Raw genomic sequence first — 22829 nt, 5'->3', positions numbered from 1 at the left:
TAATAGGTCCTGAGCCTAGTGCCGATGGCCTTTTGTATTCCGTTTTTACGTGCGGATCACAAAAGGATTGCGGAGGATGCCCCTGTTTACCTTCGACAGACCCTGCGGCAGGCTTTTGGTCACTCAAGTTTCCTGATGTTGAGTGCCGGGTTTTTTGTGTGCGGTTTTCATCTTGCTTTCATTACGGCGCATCTTCCGAATTATGTGCAAAACTTCTGCATTGGCACCAGTCTTTCGCCCGAGGAATTACGTGCTTTGGGGTTGCGCGCTTTGGCTCTGGCGGGGTTTGCCAATATCTTTGGTACGCTGTTGGCCGCGCGGTTGGGCGGCATTTTTCCCAAGCCCTATGTATTGGCGATGATTTATGTTTTACGGGCAATCATTATTCTGGGGTTCGTTTCCTTCCCGGTGACACCAGCCTCGGTGATGATATTCGGGTTTCTGATGGGGGGGCTTTGGCTTTCAACCGTGCCGCTGACCAGCGCCCTTGTGTTGGTTATGTTTGGTCCGCGCGTGATGGGAACGCTTTTTGGTTTCGTTTTTCTCAGTCATCAACTTGGCGGGTTTGTCGGTGTCTGGTTAGGCGGGATCTGGTTTGACCGTTTCGGTACTTACGACGCCGTATGGTTTTTGGCCATTGCGCTGGGTTTGTTATCTGCTGTGATTCATTTACTGGTAAAAGAACGCAGTGTCCTGATTACGGTGTAAACCATGTTACGCGATATTATATTGCTGTTGCTTGCGGCATTTCCGCTGATGGGCAGTCCGGGACCGGCAACACTTAGCCTTGCCAGTTTGGGGGCAGCCTTCGGGTTTCGGAATGGTGTGCGGTACCTGTTGGGCATTATTGTTGGCACGACGGCTGTTTTGCTGTTTGTGGCGACGGGCGTTACCGTTTTTCTGGTTGTTCAGCCCGTGTTGTTGGCGGTGATCGAGGTCGCGGCGGCGATTTATATTGGCTATCTTGCATGGAAAATTGCCACCGCACCGATCCGATCAAAAAACGGGGATGCTAAACACCAACCGCGATCTCGCAATGCGGGGTTTTTGCCCGGTTTTGCTTTGGCGATTACCAATCTCAAGGCCTTTGCCGCCATAGGTGCCGTTTATTCGAGCCATATGATCCTGCCCGAACAAGCCGGATGGGATGCTGCGGTTAAAGTCATTGTTTTGACAGCTGTGATCGTAATCGTAAATACGACCTGGCTCGCATTCGGGGTGACGTTTTCAACTGTTTTGACCAATCCGGTATTGGGCAGAGTGATCAATATCGTTTTCGCGGTCCTTTTGTTGTGCTCTGTCGGACTGGCGTTGATGGATAATCACAGCTTTTTACCGATTACGATGCCATGGTGAACTGTGGTTGCGAAACAGCGACTTATCAAAAGACTGCCACGAATACCCGGCGTTGACGGTGTCATTGCGCATTTGTGTAACCGGGTGATCCGAGGGTGGCGGCGATTGGCTTGGGGTCGAGGTAATGCCGATAGAATGCTGGCCGGATGTTTTTCGGCAGGCCAGTCAGGACATGGTCGACTTTAAGTTGGAAAACACGTGCGAAAAACGCAAATTTATGGGGATGAATATATGAAACATACAATTTCATTGACGCATCGCGCCTGATTTTCGGGTAATTATCGGGGGTGAATTGGCGAGCAGTATGAATAAAGGAGACTTGTTTTGCCTGATGACATTCTTGAAAAGCCATTGAGTGACCTTCAGGCAGAACTGGCGCGGAAAGTTTTTAATCTGGCGCAGAACGGTCATTGGGAACCGTCGGAGCATGTTTCGGAAATTAAACTGGCCAAGGAACTGGGCACATCGCGTTCGCCTGTGCGCAGTGTGTTGCAATTGCTCGAACAGTTTGGTGTTTTTTCCAAAGTCCCCAATGTTGGTTTCCGGTTTGTTGGCGCGCCGGCGCAACATTTGGATATAGAAGCCCGTTTGCCGCGTTCGGAACTGGAAGATCTATATGAAAAAATGATGATCTCGCGTGCGAATGGAGATATCGGCGTAGAGGTTTCAGAGGCCGAATTGGCCGAGCAATTTGGCCGGTCACGCGGGATTGTCCGGCGGGTGATGATGCGGTTTGCCAATTCCGGTTTGGCAGAACGCCGGACCGGTCATGGTTGGCGTTTTACGGAAACGCTGGACCATCAGGATGCGATTAATGAAAGTTATGCCTATCGCATTATCATAGAATGCGGTGCCATTCGCGAAAGCAGCTTTGAACCGGTAATGTCGCAATTGCAGGATTTACGGGCTGAACAAATGGCGATTTTACAGCGCCCTTTGTCAGAAACGTCTGGCAGCGCCTGGTTTGAGGCCAATGCCAATTTTCATTCTACAATTGTATCCTGGGCCAATAACCGTTTCCTTACCGAGAGCATCGAACGTCAGAATAATTTGCGCCGCATGACCGAATTTGCCGAGTTCACCCGCCTGAGCGAAGATCGTGTGAAAAAGTCGGCGCGGGATCATTTGGCGATTATTGATGCGCTGGAACGTGGCGATAGAAAACAGGCTGTTGATATTCTCTATCGCCATCTTAGTCGGACGTCTTCTGACGGCAATGATCCTATTGCCGATTAACGCGCCAGAAAACGTGTCAGAAAGTCTTTGACCGCATCCTGGATTTTATCACCCTCATGCCCGGCATGGGGGACAATGGCCATTTCCGAGGGCACGCCAATCGCCGACAGGCTTTTTGCCAGGCTGTTTATCCGTTCCATGCGCGTATGACCGGAATTGTTAATGCCGTCCATCCAGAAGGTTGATTTTTCGCCAACTTTGGTGCCTTCGGGCGATGTATCATTCGCCCCAATCACCAGCTGCACGGCAACATTTTGCATCAATTCGGGCCGCAGGGGTGCGCCCAATTGGTGTTCCATGTCTGCTGTGCCGACCCACCAGGGGGCATTGTTATCGGCAAGGGTGACGGTTCCTGGTGCGGCGATTGAAATGGCCGATAAACGGTCAGGGTGACGCAATAAAAAGCGGTGGGCAAATTGGCCGCCACCGGAAAACCCGTGCATCATGAATTTTTCGCTGTTGAGGCGAAAAATGTCAGATACCTCGTCGATCATGTCGAGAAGAACCGTATCATAGGCCACATCGCCATAGCGAAGATGCTTGTAATTGTTAAAGTCGTCCAGCCCTTCGATCCCGCAGGGAAAGAGCGGTGCGAGTAACGCGCATTGTTGTTCTTCGGCGAAATCGACAAACTGATCGCGCAATTCATAGGCGTTGCGCATGCTGCCATGGATCAGCACCACCAACGGATAGGTTTTGTCGCCGGCTGGATCATAATTTTTCGGTATGTAAGTGCAGTAGGAAAACCGTGGGTCGCTTTGCAATGAAAACATGGCACTGCGGTCCAGGCGATAAAAATTCAGTTTTGCCATCAGCTTGCTTTGTCCTTTGCATAGGCTGCCAGTTTTTCGCTCAGCCGGGTCATTGCGGCTTTGAATGCCGGGAAGTCAGCCGTTTTTTCGCGGGTGGTTTCGTCCATATACATGCGGCGATTGATTTCGAATTGCACCGAATGGCGGCCAATTGCCGGGTTGGCATAGGCCTCTGTCAGTTCGGCCCCCCGAAAGGGTTTGTTCATTTCAACGACAAAACCTTCACCGCGCAGAATTTCGCATAGCAGGTCGGTAAATTCGGTTCCTGCCGAACGCCCATAAAGATCGCCAATACAGATATCAGGGCGCGTCGCACCCTTGCCGTCGGATGACATGGTATGGCCGATATTGGTCATGGAATGACAATTAACATGATAGACGGTGCGAAACTGGCCGTATGATGCATCAAGCAACCGGCGAAGGGCACTGTGATAAGGCAGCCAATAGGTGAGGATGCGCTCGCGCGCCTGGGCAATGGTAAGTGGGCCGTCATACATTGCAGTGTCGTCCCATGCCTTGCGCCAGATAAGGCCCATGCCGCGTTTGGCGGTGTTGCTGGAACGTGTGGGATAGGGCCAGTCCCCGTCAACCATGCTGACATCCATATCAGACAGGGACCGGTTCACATCAAGGAAGCTGCGCGGGAACGCGGCGCGCAACAAGGGGGCGCCATAATTGGGGGCGGCGGAGAATAATTCATCAACATGGGTGTCGGCGGAAACGCGCACCGCATCCGCATCGACAGCAGGATGAAAATCGGCCGGAAGGTCAAGGCCGCTATGCGGGCTGTCAAAAACCAGGGGCACCAACGGGGCTTTGGGCGCGTCAATGCTTAAAACGCCGGGAATATCTTCCGGCACGGGCAGCAAGGGCAGGGTGAATTCAGGGGATGTCATGATGTTTTCGTCTCTGTATTCGTGTTTGCACCGATGGCGTCATCGATCTGTTTCACAACGCCGGTAATGTCGCCCAGGCGTTCGCCGTTTTGCAGGCGTTCCATGGTGCGGGCGACGCGGCCCTGGCGGGCAATGCCGGCATCGGCTTCGTCTTTGGCTTCGTCGGCGGGCAGAAAAACCACGCCGGATGCGTCCGCCAACACGACATCACCGGGCAATACGGGGGTATTGCCGCAGGCGATGGGGCGGTTAAATGTGCCGCCCAAATTCAGCCTTCGTGTTGTTAAGGACGATGCCCCCCGGCACCAAACCGGCAGGCCTTCATCGAGAATTTCGTTAATGTCGGTGACGGGTCCGTCAATGATGACACCAACAGCCCCCGCCAGTTTTGCCGCACGCGCCACCGCCCCGCCAAGGCAGGCATGGCGGTCATCGCCCAAGCGGTCCACGACCAGCATGTCGCCGGGGCGGATTTTGCTTACCGCGTAATGCATCAGCGTTGAACACATCGGCGGTAGCGCCAGGGTGACGGCGACACCGGCCCGTATCGCCTGTTGGTTATCGAGCGCCTGAATGGCCCGATTGGCAAATCCGGTCAGGCGCACATGACCAAGGGTGGCGGTTTCAACCTGCTCCAGCTTTGCCAGCAAGGCCGGGTCCAAAGGTGCCGGTAAAGGATCAATACGATAGCGGGTCAAGATGCGATGCCTCCGACATAAACGGGTTTTTAGGGTCAGCATTAAGCAAAGAACGGATCAGGCGGGCTGTTATGCCGACGATATGCTGCGCCAGTTTTTCGCCATGTTGTGATGACGCCAAAGCCGCCGAGCCGGAAAGTAATCCGTTCTCATCAACGTCTTTGGCATTCAACGGCAGGTTAAGCGCGATACCCTCAAAGGTGACGTCAGACACACCGCGCACAGGGAAACCAAGGGCTGTTTTGCGAGGTGTTTTCTGCGTTCGAAGGTCCATGCGGCACTGTTCGGGATATAAATGCAGGGCGATCGAACTGATTGGTTCACCCCCATGCCCGCGTACGGTGGTGTCGCCAAACAGGGTTTCTAACAGGCTGTCGGGGATGGTTTTCCAAATATCAAGTGACGGCACCATAATGCCCCGATCACGGCGAATATCGCGCACGACTTGCGAGATCAGCGAGGCATTTGTGGTATGGCCGTTAAAAATCAGCAGACGGTTAAGGTCGTGGTCTAGCAGGCTGTCGAGCATATCGCGCAGGACCGCCTTAAATGTTTCGGGACGCAATTGCATGCCACCGGCAACATCCCGGAAAAAGTCGGCATACCCAAAGGGAAGTCCCGGCGCAACAAGCGCGCAAGGGCCTGCATCCTGTGCTGCCATAACGGCAAGGCGTTCGGCCAGTTGGTAATCGCCCATCGGGCAATGGGGGCCTTGCACTTCCTGCGATCCAAGCGGAACCAGAATGACGGTTGGTTCCTGTGTCCGTGCGGCAAACTCGGCCGCCGTCATGTCTGCGATGCGGTGCTTTGTCATGATGCGGTTTCTTTTTGCCGGGCGTTTTGGGTCAGGTGCCCTTTTATTTCGGGCAGCGACAGAATGGACGAATTCACATTCACCTGCCGGGACATCCGCACGATACCATTGCGCAATTTGCAGCGTACCGTATCGCGGAAGGCGGTTTCGATGAAGGCCCAGTCAAATGTCAGACTGTGCCAGCCTTCGTCATCCATTTCTGACCATGCAGCCCATGCTGCCACGGCAAAGCCTGCATCGGGTTCATAGGCATGGTGCAGGCGTGCGCCGGTCATGGTGGTGATGCTTTCAATTCTGTGCCCCAACCCGGCCTGAATGCGATGCACCCCGCGATGGTCCTCGAGAATAAAGACAATATCGCGACCGGATTGTTCCAGGCGCAGGGCCGTGATGCCCTGATCATTGGGTTCGGCCTTGTAGGTGCCCGCCCAGTTTTGCGGCGCATGCGCCCAGCTTTCACGCGGCGGCGGGGAAAGCTCCAGCATATTGATGCGGCCCGGCAAATCGGGCTTGTCCCAAGAGCCAAGGGCGGGGCGCAATACATCATGGATAAGGCCGTGAAAACGGCGATCATTATCGTCCATGCCCGCGGTGAAGGCGATGACGGCCCGTTCATTGGGCAGCACAATGCAGGCCTGGCCAAACAGGCCGGTCGCGGCATAGCTGTCATGGGCACCACGCCACCATTGATAGCCATATCCTTCCCGCCGTTCCGGGGCGGCGTCGCCGACACTTTCATCGGGACCAAGATAATGCTCGCCGGTTAACACACCGAGCGAGACATCGCGCAGTTGCATGCCGGTGGCGGCTTTGGCCCAGTTTTCCGGCAAAATCTGATCACCGTTCCAGTTGCCATGTTGCAAATGCAAAATGCCGAGCTTTAGCAAATCCGATGTTCGGCATGTCAGGCCGTTGCCGCCGCTATTAATCCCTTCCGGGCTTTTGTCCCAGCCAATATCGGGTGACATTTGCAGGGGGGTAAACACGCGATCCGTCAGGTAATCATGGACCGTGCGCCCCAAAGCACGCTGAACAATGGCCGAGAGCATATAACTGCATGCGCTGTCATAAATGAAAATTTCGCCCGGCGCATAGACAATGGGTTGTTTAAGGAAATCTTCGACCCAGCTTGTTTTGAGTTTGCGCCATGATCCACCGGAAATACCGCAGGCATGACCGCTGGTCATTGTCAGCAGATGGCGAATTTGCATGGCCTCGATGCCATTGGCAGCCGAATTTTCAAATTCCGGGAAAAAGTCGATCACCCGGTCTGTCAGGTTTAGTTTACCATCCTCGATGGCCAGTCCGACCGCCATCGAGGTGAAACTTTTGGTCACCGAATGCATCATATGCAAGCGTTCAGGCCCGTAGGGGGCCCAATAGGCCTCGGTAATCAAGGCGCCATCATGCCAGACCAGCAGGCTGTGCATTTCAATTCCGGCGCGTTCAATTTCATCAAGCACGGTTAAAATGATGGCCGGGTCCGTTTTGTGACTTTCAGGCGTTGCGCGGATCAGTCCGTCTTTATGGCTCATCCTACGGCCTCCGTTGTCATGTTCGGTTCGTCAAAACGCCAGCTTAAAACAACGCCGGTTTCGGTGCGGTTCAGCTTGGGAATTGCCGAAAGCAGGGCGCGTGTATAGTCGCTTTTGGGGGTGTCAAATATCTGGTTGCGCGCCCCTTCTTCAGTGATCTTGCCATCGCGCATAACAATTACGCGGTCGGCAAGTTGTTCCACCACGCCCAGATCGTGGCTGATGAACAGGCAGGAAAAGCCATAACGATGTTGCAGGTTACTCAGAAGTTCCAATACCTGTGCGCGCACGGTGACATCCAGGGCCGAGACGGCTTCATCCGCGATGACGAAATCGGGACGTCCGATAATGGCCCGCGCAATGGCAACACGCTGGCGCTGCCCGCCGGAAAGTTCGTGGGGCAGGCGGTCAAGATGGGCGATGCCTAAGCCGACTTCCTCAATCGCGGTGCAAATGCGCTCGTTCCGTTCGGAACGCGAAAGGTCTTTTTCGTGATACAGGGCTTCGGAAAGCGTGCGCCGAATGGTAAAGCGCGGATCAAGCGACCCAAACGGGTCCTGAAAGATCATTTGGCAATTTCGGCGGTAATCCATCCATGTGGCACTGCCTTTTTTTACTGCCTGCCCGCGAAATAACACCTCGCCCGCACTGGTTTTGATTTGATGGGCAATGGCCTTGCCAAGGGTGGTTTTGCCCGAGCCCGAGGCCCCGACAACCGCCACAACCTCGCCGCGCCGCACCGTAAGATTAATGCCGTGCAGGGCCTTTTTCTTGTCAACCTTGCCAAACAAACCCGACCGGGATTTATATTCAACCGCCAGATCCCGGGTTTTAAGGATGGGTTGGTCGGTATCCTCGAACGGGCGAACAGGCCCGCGTTCGGGCATGGAACGCAGCAGGTTGCGGGTATATTCGTGTTGCGGGGTTGCCAGAATATCGGCCGTCACGCCCGATTCAACAATTTCCCCCTGGCGCATAACAAGCAGGCGTTCGCAATAATGTGCCACCATCGGTAAATCATGGCTGATCAGGATTAATGCGGTGCCTTCTTCTTTGGTCAGTTCCAGCATGAGTTTCAAAACGCTGCGCTGGACCAGGGCATCGAGTGCGGTTGTCGGCTCATCGGCGATCAGCAGGGCAGGTTTTAGCAACATCGCCGATGCCAGCATGATGCGCTGGCGCATGCCGCCGGAAAATTCGTGGGGATAATCATCCAGCCGGTCTTGCGGGGCCGGGATGCCCACCCGTTCCATAATTTCAAGGATGCGGGCACGGCGTTCTTTTGCGTTCAGGTCGGTATGTTCTTGCAGTGGTTCATTCAGCTGGCGACCAATGGTCATGGACGGGTTCAGCGATGTCATGGGTTCTTGAAAAACCATGCCGATTTCCGCCCCGCGCAGTTGGCGCAGGTCCTTGGCTTTCATGTTCAGCACCGAACGGCCCTGAAACAGGATGTCTCCGCCATAGGGAACGACAACGCCGGGCTGAAGGCCAAAAAGCGAGCGGCCCAGCATGGTCTTGCCCGATCCTGATTCCCCGACAAGGCCCAAAACCTCGCCCGGTTTCAGATCAAAGCTGGCAGATTTGACAATGCGGTTGTCATTGGGGCTGACTAGCCCCAGTTCGAGGGCGCGCACACTTAACAAAATTTCGGTGTCAGTCATCACAGGCCCCTCATCCGTGGGTCAAATCGGTCGCGGACATAGTCGCCAAACAGGTTGATGCCCAGCAATGTCATCGAAATACACAGGCCCGGAAAAATCCCCAGCCAGACGGCCTGTTCCATATAGGGCCGCGCGCCAGCCAGCATATTGCCCCATGTCGGTGCGGGCGGCGGCACGCCCAGCCCCAGAAAACTCAGCGCACTTTCGGTCAGCAAGACCGAGCCAAACATGGATGTCGCAATCACGATTACCGGTGCCAGGCAGTTGGGAATAATATGGACAAGCAGGGTATATCCGGCGGGGTGCCCCATCAGGCGGGATGCTTCGATATAATCCTGTTCGCGCAGCGACATGACCGACCCGCGCACAACGCGCGTGACCGTGGGCAAATAGGCCAGGCCGAGCGCGATGATAACGCCGGAAATGTTGGTGCCCATGATGGAAAGCAAGGCAAGGGCCAGCAGCATGGACGGAAAGGCCAGAAGCGTGTCGGTAAACAGCATGATGGTGCGGTCCACCCAGCCCCGGCAATAGCCCGAAAGCGCACCAAGGATCAGCCCGAAAAAGACCGAGCACAAAACCGTCAGCGTTGAAATGGAAACGCTGGTGCCGGCTGCGGCCATAAGGCGCGATAAAACATCGCGGCCATATTCATCCGTGCCCAGCCAATGGCCCGGCCCCGGGGGCATAAGTTTATCTTGCAGGTGAATGGCCAGCGGGTTTTCCGGCGTCCAGAGCAACCCTGTCAAAGCCACAACAAGGAAGAAAGCGACCAGGCTGCTTCCCAGGATTTGGTTTGTTCTACGCAGGCTCATTGGGCTTTTATCCTTGGATCGAACAGGGGGTAGCACAGATCAATGATCAGATTAACGACCACATAGGTCACCGCGACAAACAGCAGGCAGCCCTGCAAGACCGGGTAGTCACGACCGAAAATGGATTCAACAATCAGGCGCCCAAGGCCGGGAATTGTAAAAACGGTTTCGATAACAGCAACACCGCCCAATAAATTGCCCAGAATAAGCCCCAGCAAGGTCCAGGTGGGGCCAAACGCATTGCGGGCCACATGCCGGGTCAGGATGGCGGCATCTGAAAGGCCTTTGGCGCGTGCATGGGTAATGTAATCCAGGCGTAAAACATCCAGGGTTGATGCCCGTGCCATACGGACCAGAATGCCGGTTTCATGCAACACCAGGGACGCGACCGGCATGATCAGATAGATCAGCCCGCTCCAGAAATTCTGGGCGATGGAGACATATCCGATCACCGGGAGCCAGCCGAGTTTAAGGCCAAAAAACAACAGCAACATCAACCCACCCCAGAAGGTGGGGATCGACATCAGCATTGTTGCGGTTATGACAACACCGAGGTCAAAGCCGCTGCTTTGGCGCCAGGCGGCGATCATGCCCAAAGGCACGGCGATGAAGGCCGATATGGCAATGGCAATTAACACAAGCTGGGCCGAGACAAAGAAGCGATGCAGCACAAGCTGCAAGACCGGTTCGCCGGTGGTGATGGAGTGCCCCAAATCGCCGTGCAACAGGGCCTGAAACCATAGAAACATCTGGGTGGGAATGGATTGATCCAGCCCAAGATGGTGGCGCATTGCGTCATAGACCTGCTGGTCGGCGTTATCGCCCAGCATGAGGGTGACCGGGTCGCCCGGAACCAGCCGGATCATGGTAAAAACGGTAATTGAAACCAGAATGAGCGTTGGTATGGCTGTAAGCAAACGTGCAACCATGAATCTGAGCATTATGCGCCCCTGTTTGCGTGTTCTGCGTTTAGCGCAGGCACTGGTTTTTGGGAAACCAGTGCTGCGCGAAGCTATTGTTTTTTCTGGCGATGTTTGTGCCGCAGATCATTTTTTAACCCCGACACCCCATAGGCGGGTGAAGCCGTTCCAGGTGCGATAGCCCACGATGTCGGCGGCGGTAACGGAAACATCAATGCCGTTTGCCAGCATCAGCATGGGCACGTCATGCAAGAACAATTCATGCAATTGATCAAACAGGGCCTGGCGTTTTGGTCCGTCGGGGGTTTGCAGCACGTCGTTTAAAAGGGCGATGGCTTTGGGGTCATCCCAAATTGCGCTGCCCCGGTCTTTTTTGGATGCGGTGACCGCACTATAGGCCAGGGCCGGGTCGGCGCGGTTGGAATAGTTAAAGGCGGAAAGCTGATATTTGCCATTGCGAAAACGGTCAAGCTGGGTGGCCCATTCCAGAACCTCGATCCGGGCATTGATGCCGTTCATTTGCAACATTGCCTGCGAGATGATGGCAACATTTTCGTTAATCGGGTTGCGCCGATTGGTTTGAATGACGATTTCCTGGCCCTTATATCCTGCCGCCTTCAAAAGGTCCGTGACATCTTGCGGGGCATAGGCGATCCGTTCGTCCTGTACCGCATCGTGATAAACAGACCGCGTTGCCACAAGCGACGCATTGGGCGTGCCAAGGCCATTGGTGGCGGCATCCACGATTTGCGGAATATCAAGGGATTTGGCAATTGCCAGGCGCATTTCGCGCGAAGATAAAACCGGGTCCGCGGTTTGCATCAAAAGCGTGATCATCCCGCCATGTGGTTCGGCCACCACCTTGAAGGCCGGGTCGTTCATAAGGTTTTTGGCTTCGCTGGGTGGCAGATAGGGCAAAATGTCCAGGTCGCCACTGCGAAGGGCGGCAACGGCCGTTGATTTATCGGGGGTGACGATCAGGTTGACATCATCAACCAGCACCTCTTTGCGCCCGGCATAACCATCAATTTTATCGCCAACCGGCTTATAGTCTTTGAACCTGGTCAGATGGATGCTTTGGCCGCGGGTCCATTTATCAAAAACAAACGGGCCGGTGCCAATCGGGTGATCCCAGCTGCCATCTTTGGAGAAACTGTCTGGATGCATAATCGCCATACCGCCGCATTGCGACTGGGCGGTATATTTTAAAAACATCGCATCGGGTTTGCTTAGCGAAATGACGACGGTATGGGCATCGGGTGCCGTTATTTTTTCAATCGCCGCACCGCGCGACCCGTCAAAAAATGAGGCGCAGTTAAAGGCAGGTGTGGCGCGTAGCGTATCCAGGCTTTGTTTGGCAAGGGCCGCGGTTAAGGGGGCGCCATTATGAAACACAACATCATCGCGCAGGTGAAAGGTGTAGGTGGTGCCGTTGTCGGAAACGTTCCAGCTTTTGGCAAGCATCGGTTTGATGTCGCCGCCTTCGCCAAAGGCCACTAATCCTTCGCCAACATTCATCATGACGGAATCCGATAGGGAATCACGGTTTATGCCGGGTTCAGAACTGCGTAAATCCGCCGAAATCTGAACATTAAGTGTTTGTGCGCAAAGGGAAGAGGCCCCGAAAAGAACGGACCCTGCAAATGCGAAATGAAACCATAATGCGTTTTTTTTCATGAGGCCTCTCTGTTGGTTTTTTGTCGTTGTTGTATTTTGATTGATCATAATACAATATTGAAAATGCAAGGCAGGTCAAACAAAAAATTGGCCGTGGCAGAAATTTGAGGGTTACTGCGCATACCGGCATTTAAGCAGGGAGCGTCTTTATGACCGGCATTGCACACCTGCGAGAATATGAGAAATAATCGACAATATCGTATTGTGGCGCAGTAAAATACCAAGGCGAACTGCGTTGCCAGAGTGCCCTATAACTATCTGGAATACATGCCGCAATTTATCGACTTTGACTTCATGACACGGACTTTCCCAATTTACGGGTCTGTTTGAAATGATATGAAAGTGGATAATCATGCATGTTGGTATTGCCGGTGCCGGGCTTATTGCCAGGGGCTATTTTACCTTTTTAACGCAACGTGGCGTCGCCGCGAAAATATGGTCGCCATCAGGGAAAAGTGCGCAGCTTGTTCCAGCAGAGCACCCTTTGACGGTCAGCGGGGCAATTGAAGGCAGTTTTAATCTGGCATATTGCCCTGGTGCGAAGGAACTTGCGCAGAATGATATCATTATTCTGGCATTACCGGCGAACGGACACCGTATGGTCCTTGATGCTATCATTCCCTGTCTTGAAGCGCGTCATACGTTAATCCTTAGCGGGCATTTGTCATTTGCAGCCCTGTATCTGTCTAAAAAGCTGGCCGAACGCGGGGTGCAAATTCCCATTATTGTGTGGAGCACAACAGTCTTAACGGCAAAATCACCGACCGCGCCAACCGAACTTCACATTGGCGCGTTACGCAGCAATGTTGATATGGCTGTGATACCGTTCGAGGTCGGGGAACGGGCCAAAGATCTGTGCTGCGCCCTGTTTGGGGACCGGTTTACGTTACAGGATGATCTTTTGACAATTGCGCTAAGCAATTTGAACCCGCAAAGCCACCTTGCCATTGCATTGTGTAATCTTACCCGAATTGAAAAGGGCGAGGTTTGGCACCAGAACACCAACATAACCGACAAGGTTGGTAATTTTCTTGAAGCCCTTGATGGCGAAAGGTTGGCAATCGCCAAGGGGCTTGGCAAGCAGATGAGAAGCCAGCTTGAAAATTTCTGTCTTGCATCGGGCCTGAAACCCAAAAGCATATCTGATCTTTATCAGATGCAGGTCGCACGGGGAACTGACCCACTCGGACCAAAAAATATCAATACACGATACGTGTTGGAAGATGTGCCGTTTGGTCTTGTGCCAACTCTTTATCTTGCACGTCTTGCCGGGGTGGATGCGCCATTGCATCAGGCCGGTGCTGCCATCCTTGCAGCCTGTTACAAACGCGATTTCAGGCAGGATAACGACTTTCTGGATGTTCTTGCGATTAATGACATTGCCACGCTAACGCGACTTGTTCGTGATGGTTTTCAATGTGGTTAAGCCGTGGCCCGTTTTTAAACGGGAAGTAAGTTCGACCTTGTGGAGGGTATGGGGGATATAGTCTTTGTTTGACTTTCGTGCCGTCCGGTGTGGGGCGGCACGATTATTTGGTGCCGTTAACAGCAAGATGTGCCTTTGCGGGTATGGTTTGCCCCAGGGTGCAGGTTATCGGTGTGTCGGTAGTATAAAAATGCGCTGTATTCCCCCTCAAAAAATGTTGGTCTGCAGGATGAAAATATCCTGTCTGATGCCTGTTCTTGCTATATCGGCTTAGGTTAGGTTTGCAGGTTTGGGCGGTATCGAACAGTGGAAAATTCGATGGAAACCACTTTGGTCGAACTGTTGTGACCTGATTGAAAATATTGGGAATGTTCAGGTGACCTAAACAGGGATCAGGTGGATTGGCGCGATGATTTTTGCGCGGGTTGGTGCGAGGTCGCAGTGCTGAGCCGTTGCAATAGACTATAACCTTTTGTGATACAGTGCCCAAAATATCGACTTTGACACTTATATGTGATGGCCTTTTAATCCGGGCTGTAAAAAAAATCAGGAGGCAAATATGCGAAAAACATTAGGGGTCAAATTCATCCTTACGGCAGCGCTTTCTCTGGCGTCTGTCGGGGCCGTTTCACACGCGGCTATTGCCGAAACATTGCGGGTTGGTCTTGCCGCCGCAGATTATTCCACCCTGGATCCGGACCGCGCGACAGCAACACAGGATGTGGCGCTGGTGTCGTGGATGTTTAACGGGTTGGTACGTTTTGCCCCGGGAAGTGCTGACCCTGCACGGATTGAACCAGACCTTGCCACAAGCTGGGAAACGTCAAAGGACGGATTGGTCTGGACGTTTCATTTGAAGGACAATGTAAAATTCCACAAGGGATATGGCACGCTGAGTGCCGATGACGTTGTGTTTTCGTTTAACCGGGCCAAAAACCCGGAAACATCATCCTATGCCAGTGATTATGCTGCGTTTGAGAAAATAGAGGCACTCGACCCGAAAACCGTTCGCATCACCCTGCGCGAACCGGTGCCGGGATTTTTGGGGCTGGTGGCAAACTATCATGGCGGTAATATCGTCAGCAAAAAGGCCGCCGAAGAACTAGGGGCTGATTTTCAGCGGAATCCTGTTGGCACCGGACCGTTCAAGTTTGATGAAGCCCTTACCCAGCAATCCGTTAGTCTGACGGCCTTTGCCGATTATTTTCGTGGCGCGCCGTTGATTGACGGTATCCGCGCGGACTTTATCCCGTCTGATTCCAGCCGCGAACTTGCCTTCCGTTCCGGCGAACTGGACCTGATTTACGGTCAGCGGGAACGTCATTGGGTGGACCAGGCCATGTTCTGGGACAATACTACCGTCGATATTTTTGCCCCCGGCGAGTTCCGCACCCTGTTTATAAACCGGGCACATGCGCCGCTGGATAATATCAAGGTACGTCAGGCGATCGCCGATGCCATTGACGTTGACCAGATTGTACAATTTGTCGGCACCGGTATTGCGCGTAAGGGCTGTTCAGTGGTGCCGGTTGGCTATATGGGTGAAGATTGCAGCTGGGCCTATAGCTATAACCCGGAAAAAGCAAAGGAACTTCTGGCTGAAGCCGGGTTTGAAAATGGTTTGAACCTGACGGCGGTGGTTTCATCCAGTTCGGCGCAAAAGCCAATCATGGAAGTTATTCAGGCGCAGTTGGCAAAGGTTGGCATCAATCTGCAAATGAATGTTGTCGATCACCCCACCTATCATCAGCAGATCCGTAAAGATTTAAGCGATCTGGTGTTTTACGGGGCGGCACGATACCCGGTTGCTGATAGCTATCTTAGCCAGTTCTATCATTCTGATGCGGCGATCGGCAAACCAACAGCCGTTACCAATTTTGGCCATTGTGATGCAGGTGATGCTGATATTACTGCAGCCAAAAAAGCAGCAACCGACGAAGAACGTCTAAAATACTGGTCGGCAGCACAAAAGAAGATCTCGGAGCAGGTGTGTTCGGTCCCGCTATTTAGTTTGATGCAGGTATGGGCGCGCAATACAGCCCTTGATTACGGTGTTGAATTGAAAGGGTCCCTTAACCTTGCTCCACCGATCACAGAGCTGACAACCTTAAGCCGGTAATGGGTTTTCTCAGACTATAGTGTTTGCAATTGCCCCGACCACCGATTGTTCTGCAAGGCAGATCTATCGTGGTCGGGGCACTTATATTTAGCCAATCATTTGCACTTTCAGCGAAGCGGCGTGGACCTCTTCGACAAAGGCAGACACAAGGCTGCTGTTGCGTGCCCGGACAGGCCGAATTATGTGGTAATCGTAAATCTGTGTTGGTCTGAACGGTCGGGCAGTTACACGGTTTGCGGCAAATTCAAGCGATAACGGGTCGGCAATGGTCAGGCCCAGCCCCGCTGCAACCAGTTCCCCTACATTATTGATGGTTGTTGATTCAATAACCACCTTTGGCTGAAGGTTGTATCGTCGAAAAGCTGCATCGACCAGATTACGGGTGCGGCTGGAGTCCCCCAGGGCAATAAAGGGTTCATCCTTGAGGTTTTCGGGCGTGATTTCCGATTTTTCCGATAACCGGTGGCCGTGTGGCATGATCACAACCATCGGCGGGGCTTGCAGGTGTTCGACCATCACAGATGGATGTTCGTGACTGTTAACGACCAGGGCAAGATCCAGCCTGCGCAATAGTACGGCTTCGCTTAGAAATTGTGAGCTGCGGGTTTCAACAGAAATGAAAACATCGGGATAGCGCGCCAGAAACCCCGCCAATACGCGGCTTAAGAACATTCCGGAAAGGGCTGGCATGGCACCGATAACAAGATGCCCGCGTTCCTCGCGGCGAATGGCCTCTACCGCGCGGGTCAGCTGGTGAACACCGCCGAATATACGCTGCACTTCTTCATACAGGCGCATGCCCCGCCCGGTTGGCACCAGCCGCCCGCTTTCCCGCTCAAAAAGTTCAAGTCCGGTATCGGCTTCCAGGTCACGGATCAACTTGCTGGCGGCGGGTTGCGATATCCGCATGATCTCGGCGGCACGGCTGACAGTCCCGCCCTCGATCACGGCCATTAATGCTTCAAGTTGCCTCAGGCTCGGTGCGCGCATGGGTATAACCTTTTTGAATATATCCCCGAATAAAACGACTTTGACTTTCTACCCCCACTATTTAGTTTGAAGCAAGAAAAAGAACGAGGAAAACATGGACGCTGACATCATCGTTATTGGCGCAGGCGTTGTGGGGGCTGCCTTGGCCTTCGGCCTTGCCCGTGATGGTTACAAGGTCAAAGTGCTTGACGGGAAAAACAGGGATCTTCGCGCGGCCCGTGCCAATTTCGGGCTGGTCTGGGTACAGGGAAAAGGGGTGGATGCACCGGCCTACAGTCAACTGACTCATCAAAGTGCCGAACTGTGGCCGCGCTTTTGGGATGAACTTGCCAACACTGCACAGGTACAAATCGATTACACAAATCCCGGTGGGCTTCATTACTGCCTGGGGGATGCCGAATTTGAACATCGCGCCGCCATTGCCACCCGTATTAACAATGCCGCCACATCCCCGGAAATTGACATGCTCAGCCGGCGTGATTTGGAAAAAATGGTACCCGCTGTGCAATTCGGCCCGGATGTAACGGGGGCCAGCTATTGCCGCCTGGATGGGCATGTAAACCCGCTTCAGTTGCTTGATGCCCTGCATAACGGGATCGCGGCACATGGTGGTTCGGTGATTTTTCGTCATCCGGTAACGGATGTGAAACCGCTTTCAACCGGTTTTGCTGTTCATGGCCCTGCGAGCACCCTTCAGGCGCGATATGTGATTATTGCCGCCGGGCTTGGAACGGCGGAACTGGCAAATCGCTGTGACATGAATATCGAAATTGGCACCACGCGCGGGCAAATTCTGGTGACCGAACGCCTGGACCCGCTATTGCCCTTTCCCGCCAGTGGCTTGCGTCAAACGGCCGAGGGGACGGTCATGATCGGGGCGACACAGGAACAGACATCGGATCGCGGGGTAAGCGTTAATTCCGCCACCACGCTGGCCCGTCGGGCCACGCGGATTATTCCCGCGCTGGCATCGGTTCGCCTTGTCCGGCAATGGAGCGGTTTTCGCATTTTACCCCCCGATGGTTCGCCAATTTATGCGCAGTCAAAATCCAGTCCCGGCCTGTTTGCAGCGGTTTGCCATTCGGGTGTGACACTGGCCGCAGCCCATGCCGCGATTGTTGGACCAGCCATGATCAATGGACAGCTCGATAGCGAATTGTCCGAATTTTCTGATGGAAGATTTCATGTTTAGAAGTGTGACGGCGGGCTTGAAAGAGCAAGCAGATATGACTGTTTATGTTAATGGCGTTGCAACGCCTGCCTGGGATGGCGAAACCGTAGCCAGCATTCTTTTACGGGTACCCAATGTCGGGCGCCAGACACCGGTAAGTGGCGAAACGCGCTTGCCTTACTGCCAGATGGGTGTGTGTTTTGAATGTTTGGCCGTTGTCGATGGTGTCTCATCGGTGCAGGGATGTTTGACCCCCTTAAAAAACGGTATGCGGATTGAACGCCAGCGTGGTCGCCGGGAGGTTGGGCAATGAATTATGATGTTGTGGTGATTGGGGCCGGCCCCGCGGGTATGGCGGCTGCCGTTAAACTGGCAAAACTCGGCACTTCTGTTTGTGTTGTCGATGAACAGCCTGCACCGGGTGGGCAAATATGGCGTGGCGTTGAACGCAATGCCACCAGCCCGGTTTTTAATGCCCTTGGCGAGGATTATCAGAAAGGGTCATTCGCAACGGCGGCCTTTCATGCTGCCGGTATTGATTATCAGCCCTCCGCCCAGGTTTGGCAAATCGAGGATGGCTGGAAAGTATTTCTGACAGCCGAAGGCAAAAGTCGCTGCATCACCGCAAAGGCCGTATTGCTGGCAAACGGCGCACAGGAACGCTCGGTCCCCTTTGCAGGCTGGACATTGCCCGGTGTGATGACTGTTGGTGCCGCGCAGATTTTGCTGAAATCCGGGGGAATGTTGCCTGAAGGTGATGTCTGGATTGCCGGGGCAGGGCCGTTGCCGCTGCTTTACGCCACCCAGTTGCTGGAGCTTGGTGGCAAGGTTGCCGGTTATATCGATACATCGCAAAAACCATCACTGAAAGCGCTTTCACATTTACCTGCTGCATGGCGCGATTTTCCCGGTTTGATGAAAGGCTTGCGCTGGATATGGAAATTACGGCGCAGCGGTAAACTGATCCGCGGTATTCATAATTTGCGTGCCACGGGGGAGGGGCAGCTTTGCCAGATTGAATGGGAAAGTAAGGGCAACACCCACAAACGCGATGCTGGTGTATTGCTGGTTCATGAAGGGGTTGTTCCGCGTATTCATGAAACGATGGCACTGGGATGTGACCATGACTGGAATGATCAGCAAAAATACTTTGCCCCGCGTACCGATGAATGGGGGCAAACCAGCCGTAAGGGCATTTTTGTTGCCGGGGATGCCGGTGGCATTGGTGGCTGGAAGGCGGCAACTGTTTCGGGTGAAATTGCAGGCTTTGGGATTGCCCGGTTTTTAAATATCGGTATTGATGCCGAAAAATTGCGTCGTGATGCAGCCCTTGATGACAGGCGTAAACGGGCAACAGCATTACGTCCGTTGCTGGATGCCCTTTATGCACCGCCACAAACGCCGATTGCCGATGATGTCGTTGTTTGCCGTTGCGAAGAAGTAAGTGCCGGACGTATCCGCGAAGCTGCCCGGGCTTCCGCCCCTGATGTCGGGGCTGTCAAGGCAGCAACCCGGTGTGGCATGGGGCCGTGCCAGGGGCGTCAATGTGGATATTCCGTTCAGGCGCTGGTGGCGGAGGTGAATAATTTGCCAGTTGGGGATGTGCGCTTTTTTAATATCCGTCCGCCGCTTAAGCCGGTAACGCTGGGCGAAATTGCCACATTGCAGGATGTGGAACTGTGAATATGAACCCGGATATTTTGGTAATTGGTGGCGGTTTGCACGGTCTTTCGTGCGCCTTGCAGGCCGCACGGCGCGGGGCATCGGTTCTGGTGCTTGAACGTCATTTTTTAGGGCGGCATGCGTCGGGTTCGACCGCCGCCGGTGTGCGGACCCTTGGTCGGGACCCGGCCGAATTGCCCTTAAGCCTTGAGGCGGCTGAAACCTGGCATAAAATGGCGGAGCTGGTTGGGGATGATTGCGGTTTTAAGGCCTGCGGCCAGCTACAGGTGGCCGAAGATGACGCGGCCATGGCGTCAATTGCTGCCCGCGTTACCCGCCTTGAAAAACAGGGTATGCATCACGAAAAGCTGATCGGGCCGGATCAATTGCGTGAACTTGTACCGGCCATATCACCGCATTGTGCCGGGGCGGCGTGGGCTCCGGGGGATGGGTCGGCGGACCCGCATCGCGCCATTCGTGCCTTTCGCGATGCCGCAAAGCGTGCAGGCGTAAACATCATCGAGCAATGCCAGGTTCTCAGCCTTGGGCGAAATGGGCAAAGCTGGCAAATACACACCACCACAGGCGATTTTAGCGCTGCCGTCGTGATTAATGCGGCCGGGGCGTGGGCGGATAAAATCGCAAAAATGGCGGGTGAACCCGTGCGCCACGCCATTCGGACATCCATGATGGTTGTTACAGAAAGAACAGGTGACGTGGTGCGCCCGGTGATAAGTTCGTTTGGGCGCAAACTGTCGTTTAAACAGACAGCCGAGGGTACATTGCTGATTGGTGGCGGCGCACAGGGCCGCCTTGCTGCGGATAAGCAGTCAGCCAGCGTCGATGTCCAGGCATTGTCGGTGGCGGTACAGGCCGCAGTGCGTTTGTTTCCATCAATGGTGGGGACGCGCATGGTGCGGGCATGGGCCGGGATGGAAGCGATGACAGAAGACCATCTTCCCGTCATTGGCTTTTCGGATCAGGCCGAAGGATTAATTCATGCGTTCGGTTTTTCCGGGCATGGGTTTCAGCTTGTCCCGTCTGTGGGGCGGGTGGTTGCCGATCTGGCAATTGAGGGAAAATCTAATCAACAACTGGACGCATTTAACGTCAATCGCGTCTCAGAAAAAGGGGTGGCCTTATGTTAGGCTATATTTTTCGCAGGCTGCTGTTAGCTATTCCAACATTGTTGGTCATGCTGACGGTGGTTTTCATTCTGGTTCGCCTGGTGCCGGGCGATCCTGCTGTTGCCATGCTGGGCGATCGCGCCAGCGAGGCAACATTGCAAACGTTGCGCGAACAGCTGGGCCTGAACCAGCCTATTGCGGTGCAGTATTTCGAGTTTCTGGGCAATATGATCACTGGTGATTTTGGAAAATCAATGGTGACAGGTCGCACAGTTTTATCCGAAGTTGGTGCTGTTTTGCCCTATACGCTGGAATTGACATTTTCGGCCATGGTTCTGGGAACGCTGTTTGGTTTGCCGCTTGGTGTTATTGCGGCGGTTCGACGCAACAAATGGCCCGATTATGTAAGCCGCATTCTGTCGTTAATTGGACTTTCCTTTCCGGGGTTTGTGTCGGCCATTTTGCTGTTGCTGTGTTTTGCTGTCTGGCAGCACTGGTTACCGGTGATGAGCCGGGCGTCCTCTGACCCGGTAACGCATATTCGTAATCTGATTTTGCCTGCCCTTAATCTGGGTCTGATCATGATGGCCTATATCGCGCGCGTAACGCGTTCCTCGATGCTTGATGTGCTGGGCGAGGATTACATCCGCACGGCACAGGCCAAGGGGGTGAAGGCCCGCACACTGGTGATGCGCCATGCGCTGGGCAATGCCCTGATCCCGATTGTTACGGTGGTGGGGCTTTATTTTGGCACCCTGATTGGCAATTCCGTTTTGGCCGAAATCGTTTTTACCCGGCCCGGTCTGGGTAAGTTGATACTGGGGGCCCTGCAATCGCGTGATTACACCATGTTGCAGGGGTTGATGGTTGTTTTTGCGATTTTCGTCATTCTTGTAAATACCGCGACCGACGTCATTTATGGCCTGGTCGACCCGCGAGTGAGTTATAAAAAATGACCAGCGCAGCAATCTCCAATTCGTCGAAAACTGTCACATCCAGCCCGGTTTTAAATGCGTTGCGCCGTAATCGTATGGCGTGGCTTGGGGGTGGAACGCTTTTTATCATTGTGATGGTCGCCATTTTCGCGCCCCTGATCGCCCCGCATGACCCGCTAGAGCAAAATATTCTTGCACGCCTTAGTCCGCCATCGGCTGATTTCTGGCTGGGAACGGACAGTTATGGTCGTGATGTTCTATCGCGTCTTCTTTATGGCGCGCGAATTTCCCTTTCTATCGGGTTTTTGTCAGTTTTGACCGCAATGATCGTTGGCTCATCTTTAGGTATGCTTGCGGGTTATATTGGCGGTGTGTTTGAACAGATTGTGATGGGCCTTGTGGATGTGTTGCTGTCATTTCCAACCCTGCTTTTGGGTTTGATGATTGCGGCCATGCTGGGTGCCAGTTTTGAAAACCTGATCATTGCCATTGCCATAACCGAAATGGCCCCGTTTGCCCGTGTGGCGCGGGCCCCGACCATTGCCGTTAAACGGCGCGATTTTGTCGATGCCGGGCGGTCGCTTGGTTTGTCACCCTTGCGCATTCTGGGCGTACATATATTGCCCAATATTCTTTCAGATGTGGTTGTTGTGGGCTCGCTTTGGATGGCGTCCGCCATCCGGACCGAGGCGTCACTGGCCTTTATCGGCCTGGGGGTGTTGCCACCAACGGCAACATGGGGCGGCATGATCCGCGAGGGGTTCGATAATATTCTGACGGCCTGGTGGCTGGTGGTTTTTCCGTCCGTCGCGATTTTGATAACCGTGCTGGCGCTTAACATTCTTGGCGATGCATTGCGTGATGCCATTGATCCCAAAACCAGGAGCGGACAATGAATTTAGAGTTTTCTCTTTTGGGGGCCGTTTTTGGTAAAGACCGGCATTTCTTCGGTTTTGATTTGGAAGGAAAAGGGCAA

The 22829-nt window shown here is 53.8% G+C and carries 21 protein-coding genes; 11 read left to right on the top strand and 10 right to left on the bottom strand.

The window, feature by feature from the left end; genetic code table 11:
- Positions 1 to 156: 156 nt before the first annotated feature.
- From THS27_RS21585 to THS27_RS21570, 3 genes are all read left to right on the top strand, one after another.
- Entirely contained in the window at positions 157 to 708 is a 552-nt protein-coding gene (locus tag THS27_RS21585; protein ID WP_139835698.1) for an MFS transporter, read from the top strand.
- A gap of 3 nt (positions 709 to 711) precedes the next feature.
- Positions 712 to 1356, top strand: coding sequence for a LysE family translocator (locus THS27_RS21580; protein ID WP_085594373.1), 645 nt, complete (start codon positions 712 to 714; stop codon positions 1354 to 1356).
- 324 nt (positions 1357 to 1680) lie between these two features.
- Positions 1681 to 2592, top strand: coding sequence for a GntR family transcriptional regulator (locus THS27_RS21570; RefSeq protein ID WP_085594369.1), 912 nt, complete (start codon positions 1681 to 1683; stop codon positions 2590 to 2592).
- Here the strand turns inward: THS27_RS21570 and THS27_RS21565 are convergent.
- The 9 genes from THS27_RS21565 to THS27_RS21525 all read right to left on the bottom strand — a co-directional run bounded on the left by THS27_RS21565 (position 2589) and on the right by THS27_RS21525 (position 12267).
- Positions 2589 to 3404: an alpha/beta hydrolase-fold protein gene (locus THS27_RS21565; RefSeq protein ID WP_085594367.1), complete on the bottom strand. Its 816-nt coding sequence runs from the start codon at positions 3402 to 3404 to the stop codon at positions 2589 to 2591. The genes THS27_RS21570 and THS27_RS21565 overlap by 4 nt on opposite strands.
- Positions 3404 to 4300, bottom strand: a complete 897-nt coding sequence (locus THS27_RS21560) for an N-formylglutamate amidohydrolase (RefSeq protein WP_085594365.1) — start codon at positions 4298 to 4300, stop codon at positions 3404 to 3406. The genes THS27_RS21565 and THS27_RS21560 overlap by 1 nt, the downstream gene beginning before the upstream one ends.
- Positions 4297 to 4998, bottom strand: a complete 702-nt coding sequence (locus THS27_RS21555; RefSeq protein WP_210402971.1) for an RraA family protein — start codon at positions 4996 to 4998, stop codon at positions 4297 to 4299. The genes THS27_RS21560 and THS27_RS21555 overlap by 4 nt, the downstream gene beginning before the upstream one ends.
- Positions 4979 to 5812 (bottom strand): creatininase family protein, encoded by an 834-nt coding sequence (locus THS27_RS21550; RefSeq protein ID WP_085594361.1) that lies wholly within the window; start codon positions 5810 to 5812, stop codon positions 4979 to 4981. Before THS27_RS21550 ends, THS27_RS21555 begins: the two co-directional genes overlap by 20 nt.
- On the bottom strand, positions 5809 to 7347 hold the full coding sequence (locus THS27_RS21545; RefSeq protein WP_085594359.1) for a serine hydrolase: 1539 nt from the start codon (positions 7345 to 7347) through the stop codon (positions 5809 to 5811). Before THS27_RS21545 ends, THS27_RS21550 begins: the two co-directional genes overlap by 4 nt.
- Positions 7344 to 9011 carry an ABC transporter ATP-binding protein gene (locus THS27_RS21540; RefSeq protein ID WP_085594357.1) on the bottom strand — a complete coding sequence of 556 codons (1668 nt, stop codon included), beginning with the start codon at positions 9009 to 9011 and terminating at the stop codon, positions 7344 to 7346. Before THS27_RS21540 ends, THS27_RS21545 begins: the two co-directional genes overlap by 4 nt.
- On the bottom strand, positions 9011 to 9826 hold the full coding sequence (locus THS27_RS21535) for an ABC transporter permease (RefSeq protein ID WP_085594355.1): 816 nt from the start codon (positions 9824 to 9826) through the stop codon (positions 9011 to 9013). The genes THS27_RS21540 and THS27_RS21535 overlap by 1 nt, the downstream gene beginning before the upstream one ends.
- Positions 9823 to 10767 carry an ABC transporter permease gene (locus tag THS27_RS21530; RefSeq protein WP_085594354.1) on the bottom strand — a complete coding sequence of 315 codons (945 nt, stop codon included), beginning with the start codon at positions 10765 to 10767 and terminating at the stop codon, positions 9823 to 9825. The genes THS27_RS21535 and THS27_RS21530 overlap by 4 nt, the downstream gene beginning before the upstream one ends.
- A 105-nt stretch (positions 10768 to 10872) precedes the next feature.
- Complete coding sequence (locus tag THS27_RS21525; protein WP_210402970.1) at positions 10873 to 12267, bottom strand: ABC transporter substrate-binding protein; 1395 nt, start codon at positions 12265 to 12267, stop codon at positions 10873 to 10875.
- A gap of 508 nt (positions 12268 to 12775) precedes the next feature.
- Here THS27_RS21525 and THS27_RS21520 point away from each other — a divergent pair.
- Both THS27_RS21520 and THS27_RS21515 read left to right on the top strand, forming a co-directional pair.
- Entirely contained in the window at positions 12776 to 13849 is a 1074-nt protein-coding gene (locus THS27_RS21520) for an NAD/NADP octopine/nopaline dehydrogenase family protein (RefSeq protein WP_085594350.1), read from the top strand.
- Positions 13850 to 14408: 559 nt separating this feature from the next.
- Positions 14409 to 15968 (top strand): ABC transporter substrate-binding protein, encoded by a 1560-nt coding sequence (locus tag THS27_RS21515; protein ID WP_085594348.1) that lies wholly within the window; start codon positions 14409 to 14411, stop codon positions 15966 to 15968.
- An 87-nt stretch (positions 15969 to 16055) separates the two neighbouring features.
- On the opposite strand, the gene THS27_RS21510 is transcribed toward THS27_RS21515, so the two are convergent.
- Positions 16056 to 16958 carry a LysR substrate-binding domain-containing protein gene (locus tag THS27_RS21510; protein WP_085594346.1) on the bottom strand — a complete coding sequence of 301 codons (903 nt, stop codon included), beginning with the start codon at positions 16956 to 16958 and terminating at the stop codon, positions 16056 to 16058.
- A gap of 94 nt (positions 16959 to 17052) precedes the next feature.
- Here THS27_RS21510 and THS27_RS21505 point away from each other — a divergent pair, with 94 nt between their 5' ends.
- From THS27_RS21505 to THS27_RS21480, 6 genes are read left to right on the top strand one after another with little or no spacing between them, the layout of a single operon-like run.
- Positions 17053 to 18150, top strand: coding sequence for an FAD-binding oxidoreductase (locus THS27_RS21505; protein ID WP_085594344.1), 1098 nt, complete (start codon positions 17053 to 17055; stop codon positions 18148 to 18150).
- Positions 18143 to 18442 carry a (2Fe-2S)-binding protein gene (locus tag THS27_RS21500; protein ID WP_085594342.1) on the top strand — a complete coding sequence of 100 codons (300 nt, stop codon included), beginning with the start codon at positions 18143 to 18145 and terminating at the stop codon, positions 18440 to 18442. Before THS27_RS21505 ends, THS27_RS21500 begins: the two co-directional genes overlap by 8 nt.
- Positions 18439 to 19812, top strand: a complete 1374-nt coding sequence (locus tag THS27_RS21495; RefSeq protein WP_085594340.1) for an NAD(P)/FAD-dependent oxidoreductase — start codon at positions 18439 to 18441, stop codon at positions 19810 to 19812. Before THS27_RS21500 ends, THS27_RS21495 begins: the two co-directional genes overlap by 4 nt.
- Positions 19813 to 19814: 2 nt before the next feature.
- On the top strand, positions 19815 to 20939 hold the full coding sequence (locus THS27_RS21490; protein ID WP_085594338.1) for an FAD-binding oxidoreductase: 1125 nt from the start codon (positions 19815 to 19817) through the stop codon (positions 20937 to 20939).
- Positions 20933 to 21874 carry an ABC transporter permease gene (locus THS27_RS21485; RefSeq protein WP_085594336.1) on the top strand — a complete coding sequence of 314 codons (942 nt, stop codon included), beginning with the start codon at positions 20933 to 20935 and terminating at the stop codon, positions 21872 to 21874. The genes THS27_RS21490 and THS27_RS21485 overlap by 7 nt, the downstream gene beginning before the upstream one ends.
- The gene (locus THS27_RS21480; protein ID WP_085594334.1) at positions 21871 to 22749 is read left to right on the top strand and encodes an ABC transporter permease; all 879 of its coding nucleotides are present in this window, start codon (positions 21871 to 21873) and stop codon (positions 22747 to 22749) included. Before THS27_RS21485 ends, THS27_RS21480 begins: the two co-directional genes overlap by 4 nt.
- Positions 22750 to 22829 lie beyond the last annotated feature (80 nt).

This window comes from Thalassospira sp. MCCC 1A01428 (assembly GCF_002115825.1).
Classification (GTDB): Bacteria; Pseudomonadota; Alphaproteobacteria; order Rhodospirillales; family Thalassospiraceae; genus Thalassospira.
This window is presented reverse-complemented; position numbering and strand designations above follow the sequence as displayed.

Coding starts and splice junctions, on each gene's coding strand:
- THS27_RS21480 (WP_085594334.1), top strand. CDS start 21,871: ATGACCAGCGCAGCAATCTCCAATTCGTCGAAAACTGTCACATCCAGC.
- THS27_RS21515 (WP_085594348.1), top strand. CDS start 14,409: ATGCGAAAAACATTAGGGGTCAAATTCATCCTTACGGCAGCGCTTTCT.
- THS27_RS21535 (WP_085594355.1), bottom strand. CDS start 9,826: ATGAGCCTGCGTAGAACAAACCAAATCCTGGGAAGCAGCCTGGTCGCT.
- THS27_RS21485 (WP_085594336.1), top strand. CDS start 20,933: ATGTTAGGCTATATTTTTCGCAGGCTGCTGTTAGCTATTCCAACATTG.
- THS27_RS21510 (WP_085594346.1), bottom strand. CDS start 16,958: ATGCGCGCACCGAGCCTGAGGCAACTTGAAGCATTAATGGCCGTGATC.
- THS27_RS21550 (WP_085594361.1), bottom strand. CDS start 5,812: ATGACAAAGCACCGCATCGCAGACATGACGGCGGCCGAGTTTGCCGCA.
- THS27_RS21520 (WP_085594350.1), top strand. CDS start 12,776: ATGCATGTTGGTATTGCCGGTGCCGGGCTTATTGCCAGGGGCTATTTT.
- THS27_RS21580 (WP_085594373.1), top strand. CDS start 712: ATGTTACGCGATATTATATTGCTGTTGCTTGCGGCATTTCCGCTGATG.
- THS27_RS21540 (WP_085594357.1), bottom strand. CDS start 9,011: ATGACTGACACCGAAATTTTGTTAAGTGTGCGCGCCCTCGAACTGGGG.
- THS27_RS21500 (WP_085594342.1), top strand. CDS start 18,143: ATGTTTAGAAGTGTGACGGCGGGCTTGAAAGAGCAAGCAGATATGACT.
- THS27_RS21560 (WP_085594365.1), bottom strand. CDS start 4,300: ATGACATCCCCTGAATTCACCCTGCCCTTGCTGCCCGTGCCGGAAGAT.
- THS27_RS21505 (WP_085594344.1), top strand. CDS start 17,053: ATGGACGCTGACATCATCGTTATTGGCGCAGGCGTTGTGGGGGCTGCC.
- THS27_RS21530 (WP_085594354.1), bottom strand. CDS start 10,767: ATGCTCAGATTCATGGTTGCACGTTTGCTTACAGCCATACCAACGCTC.
- THS27_RS21565 (WP_085594367.1), bottom strand. CDS start 3,404: ATGGCAAAACTGAATTTTTATCGCCTGGACCGCAGTGCCATGTTTTCA.
- THS27_RS21495 (WP_085594340.1), top strand. CDS start 18,439: ATGAATTATGATGTTGTGGTGATTGGGGCCGGCCCCGCGGGTATGGCG.
- THS27_RS21545 (WP_085594359.1), bottom strand. CDS start 7,347: ATGAGCCATAAAGACGGACTGATCCGCGCAACGCCTGAAAGTCACAAA.
- THS27_RS21490 (WP_085594338.1), top strand. CDS start 19,815: ATGAACCCGGATATTTTGGTAATTGGTGGCGGTTTGCACGGTCTTTCG.
- THS27_RS21525 (WP_210402970.1), bottom strand. CDS start 12,267: ATGATGAATGTTGGCGAAGGATTAGTGGCCTTTGGCGAAGGCGGCGAC.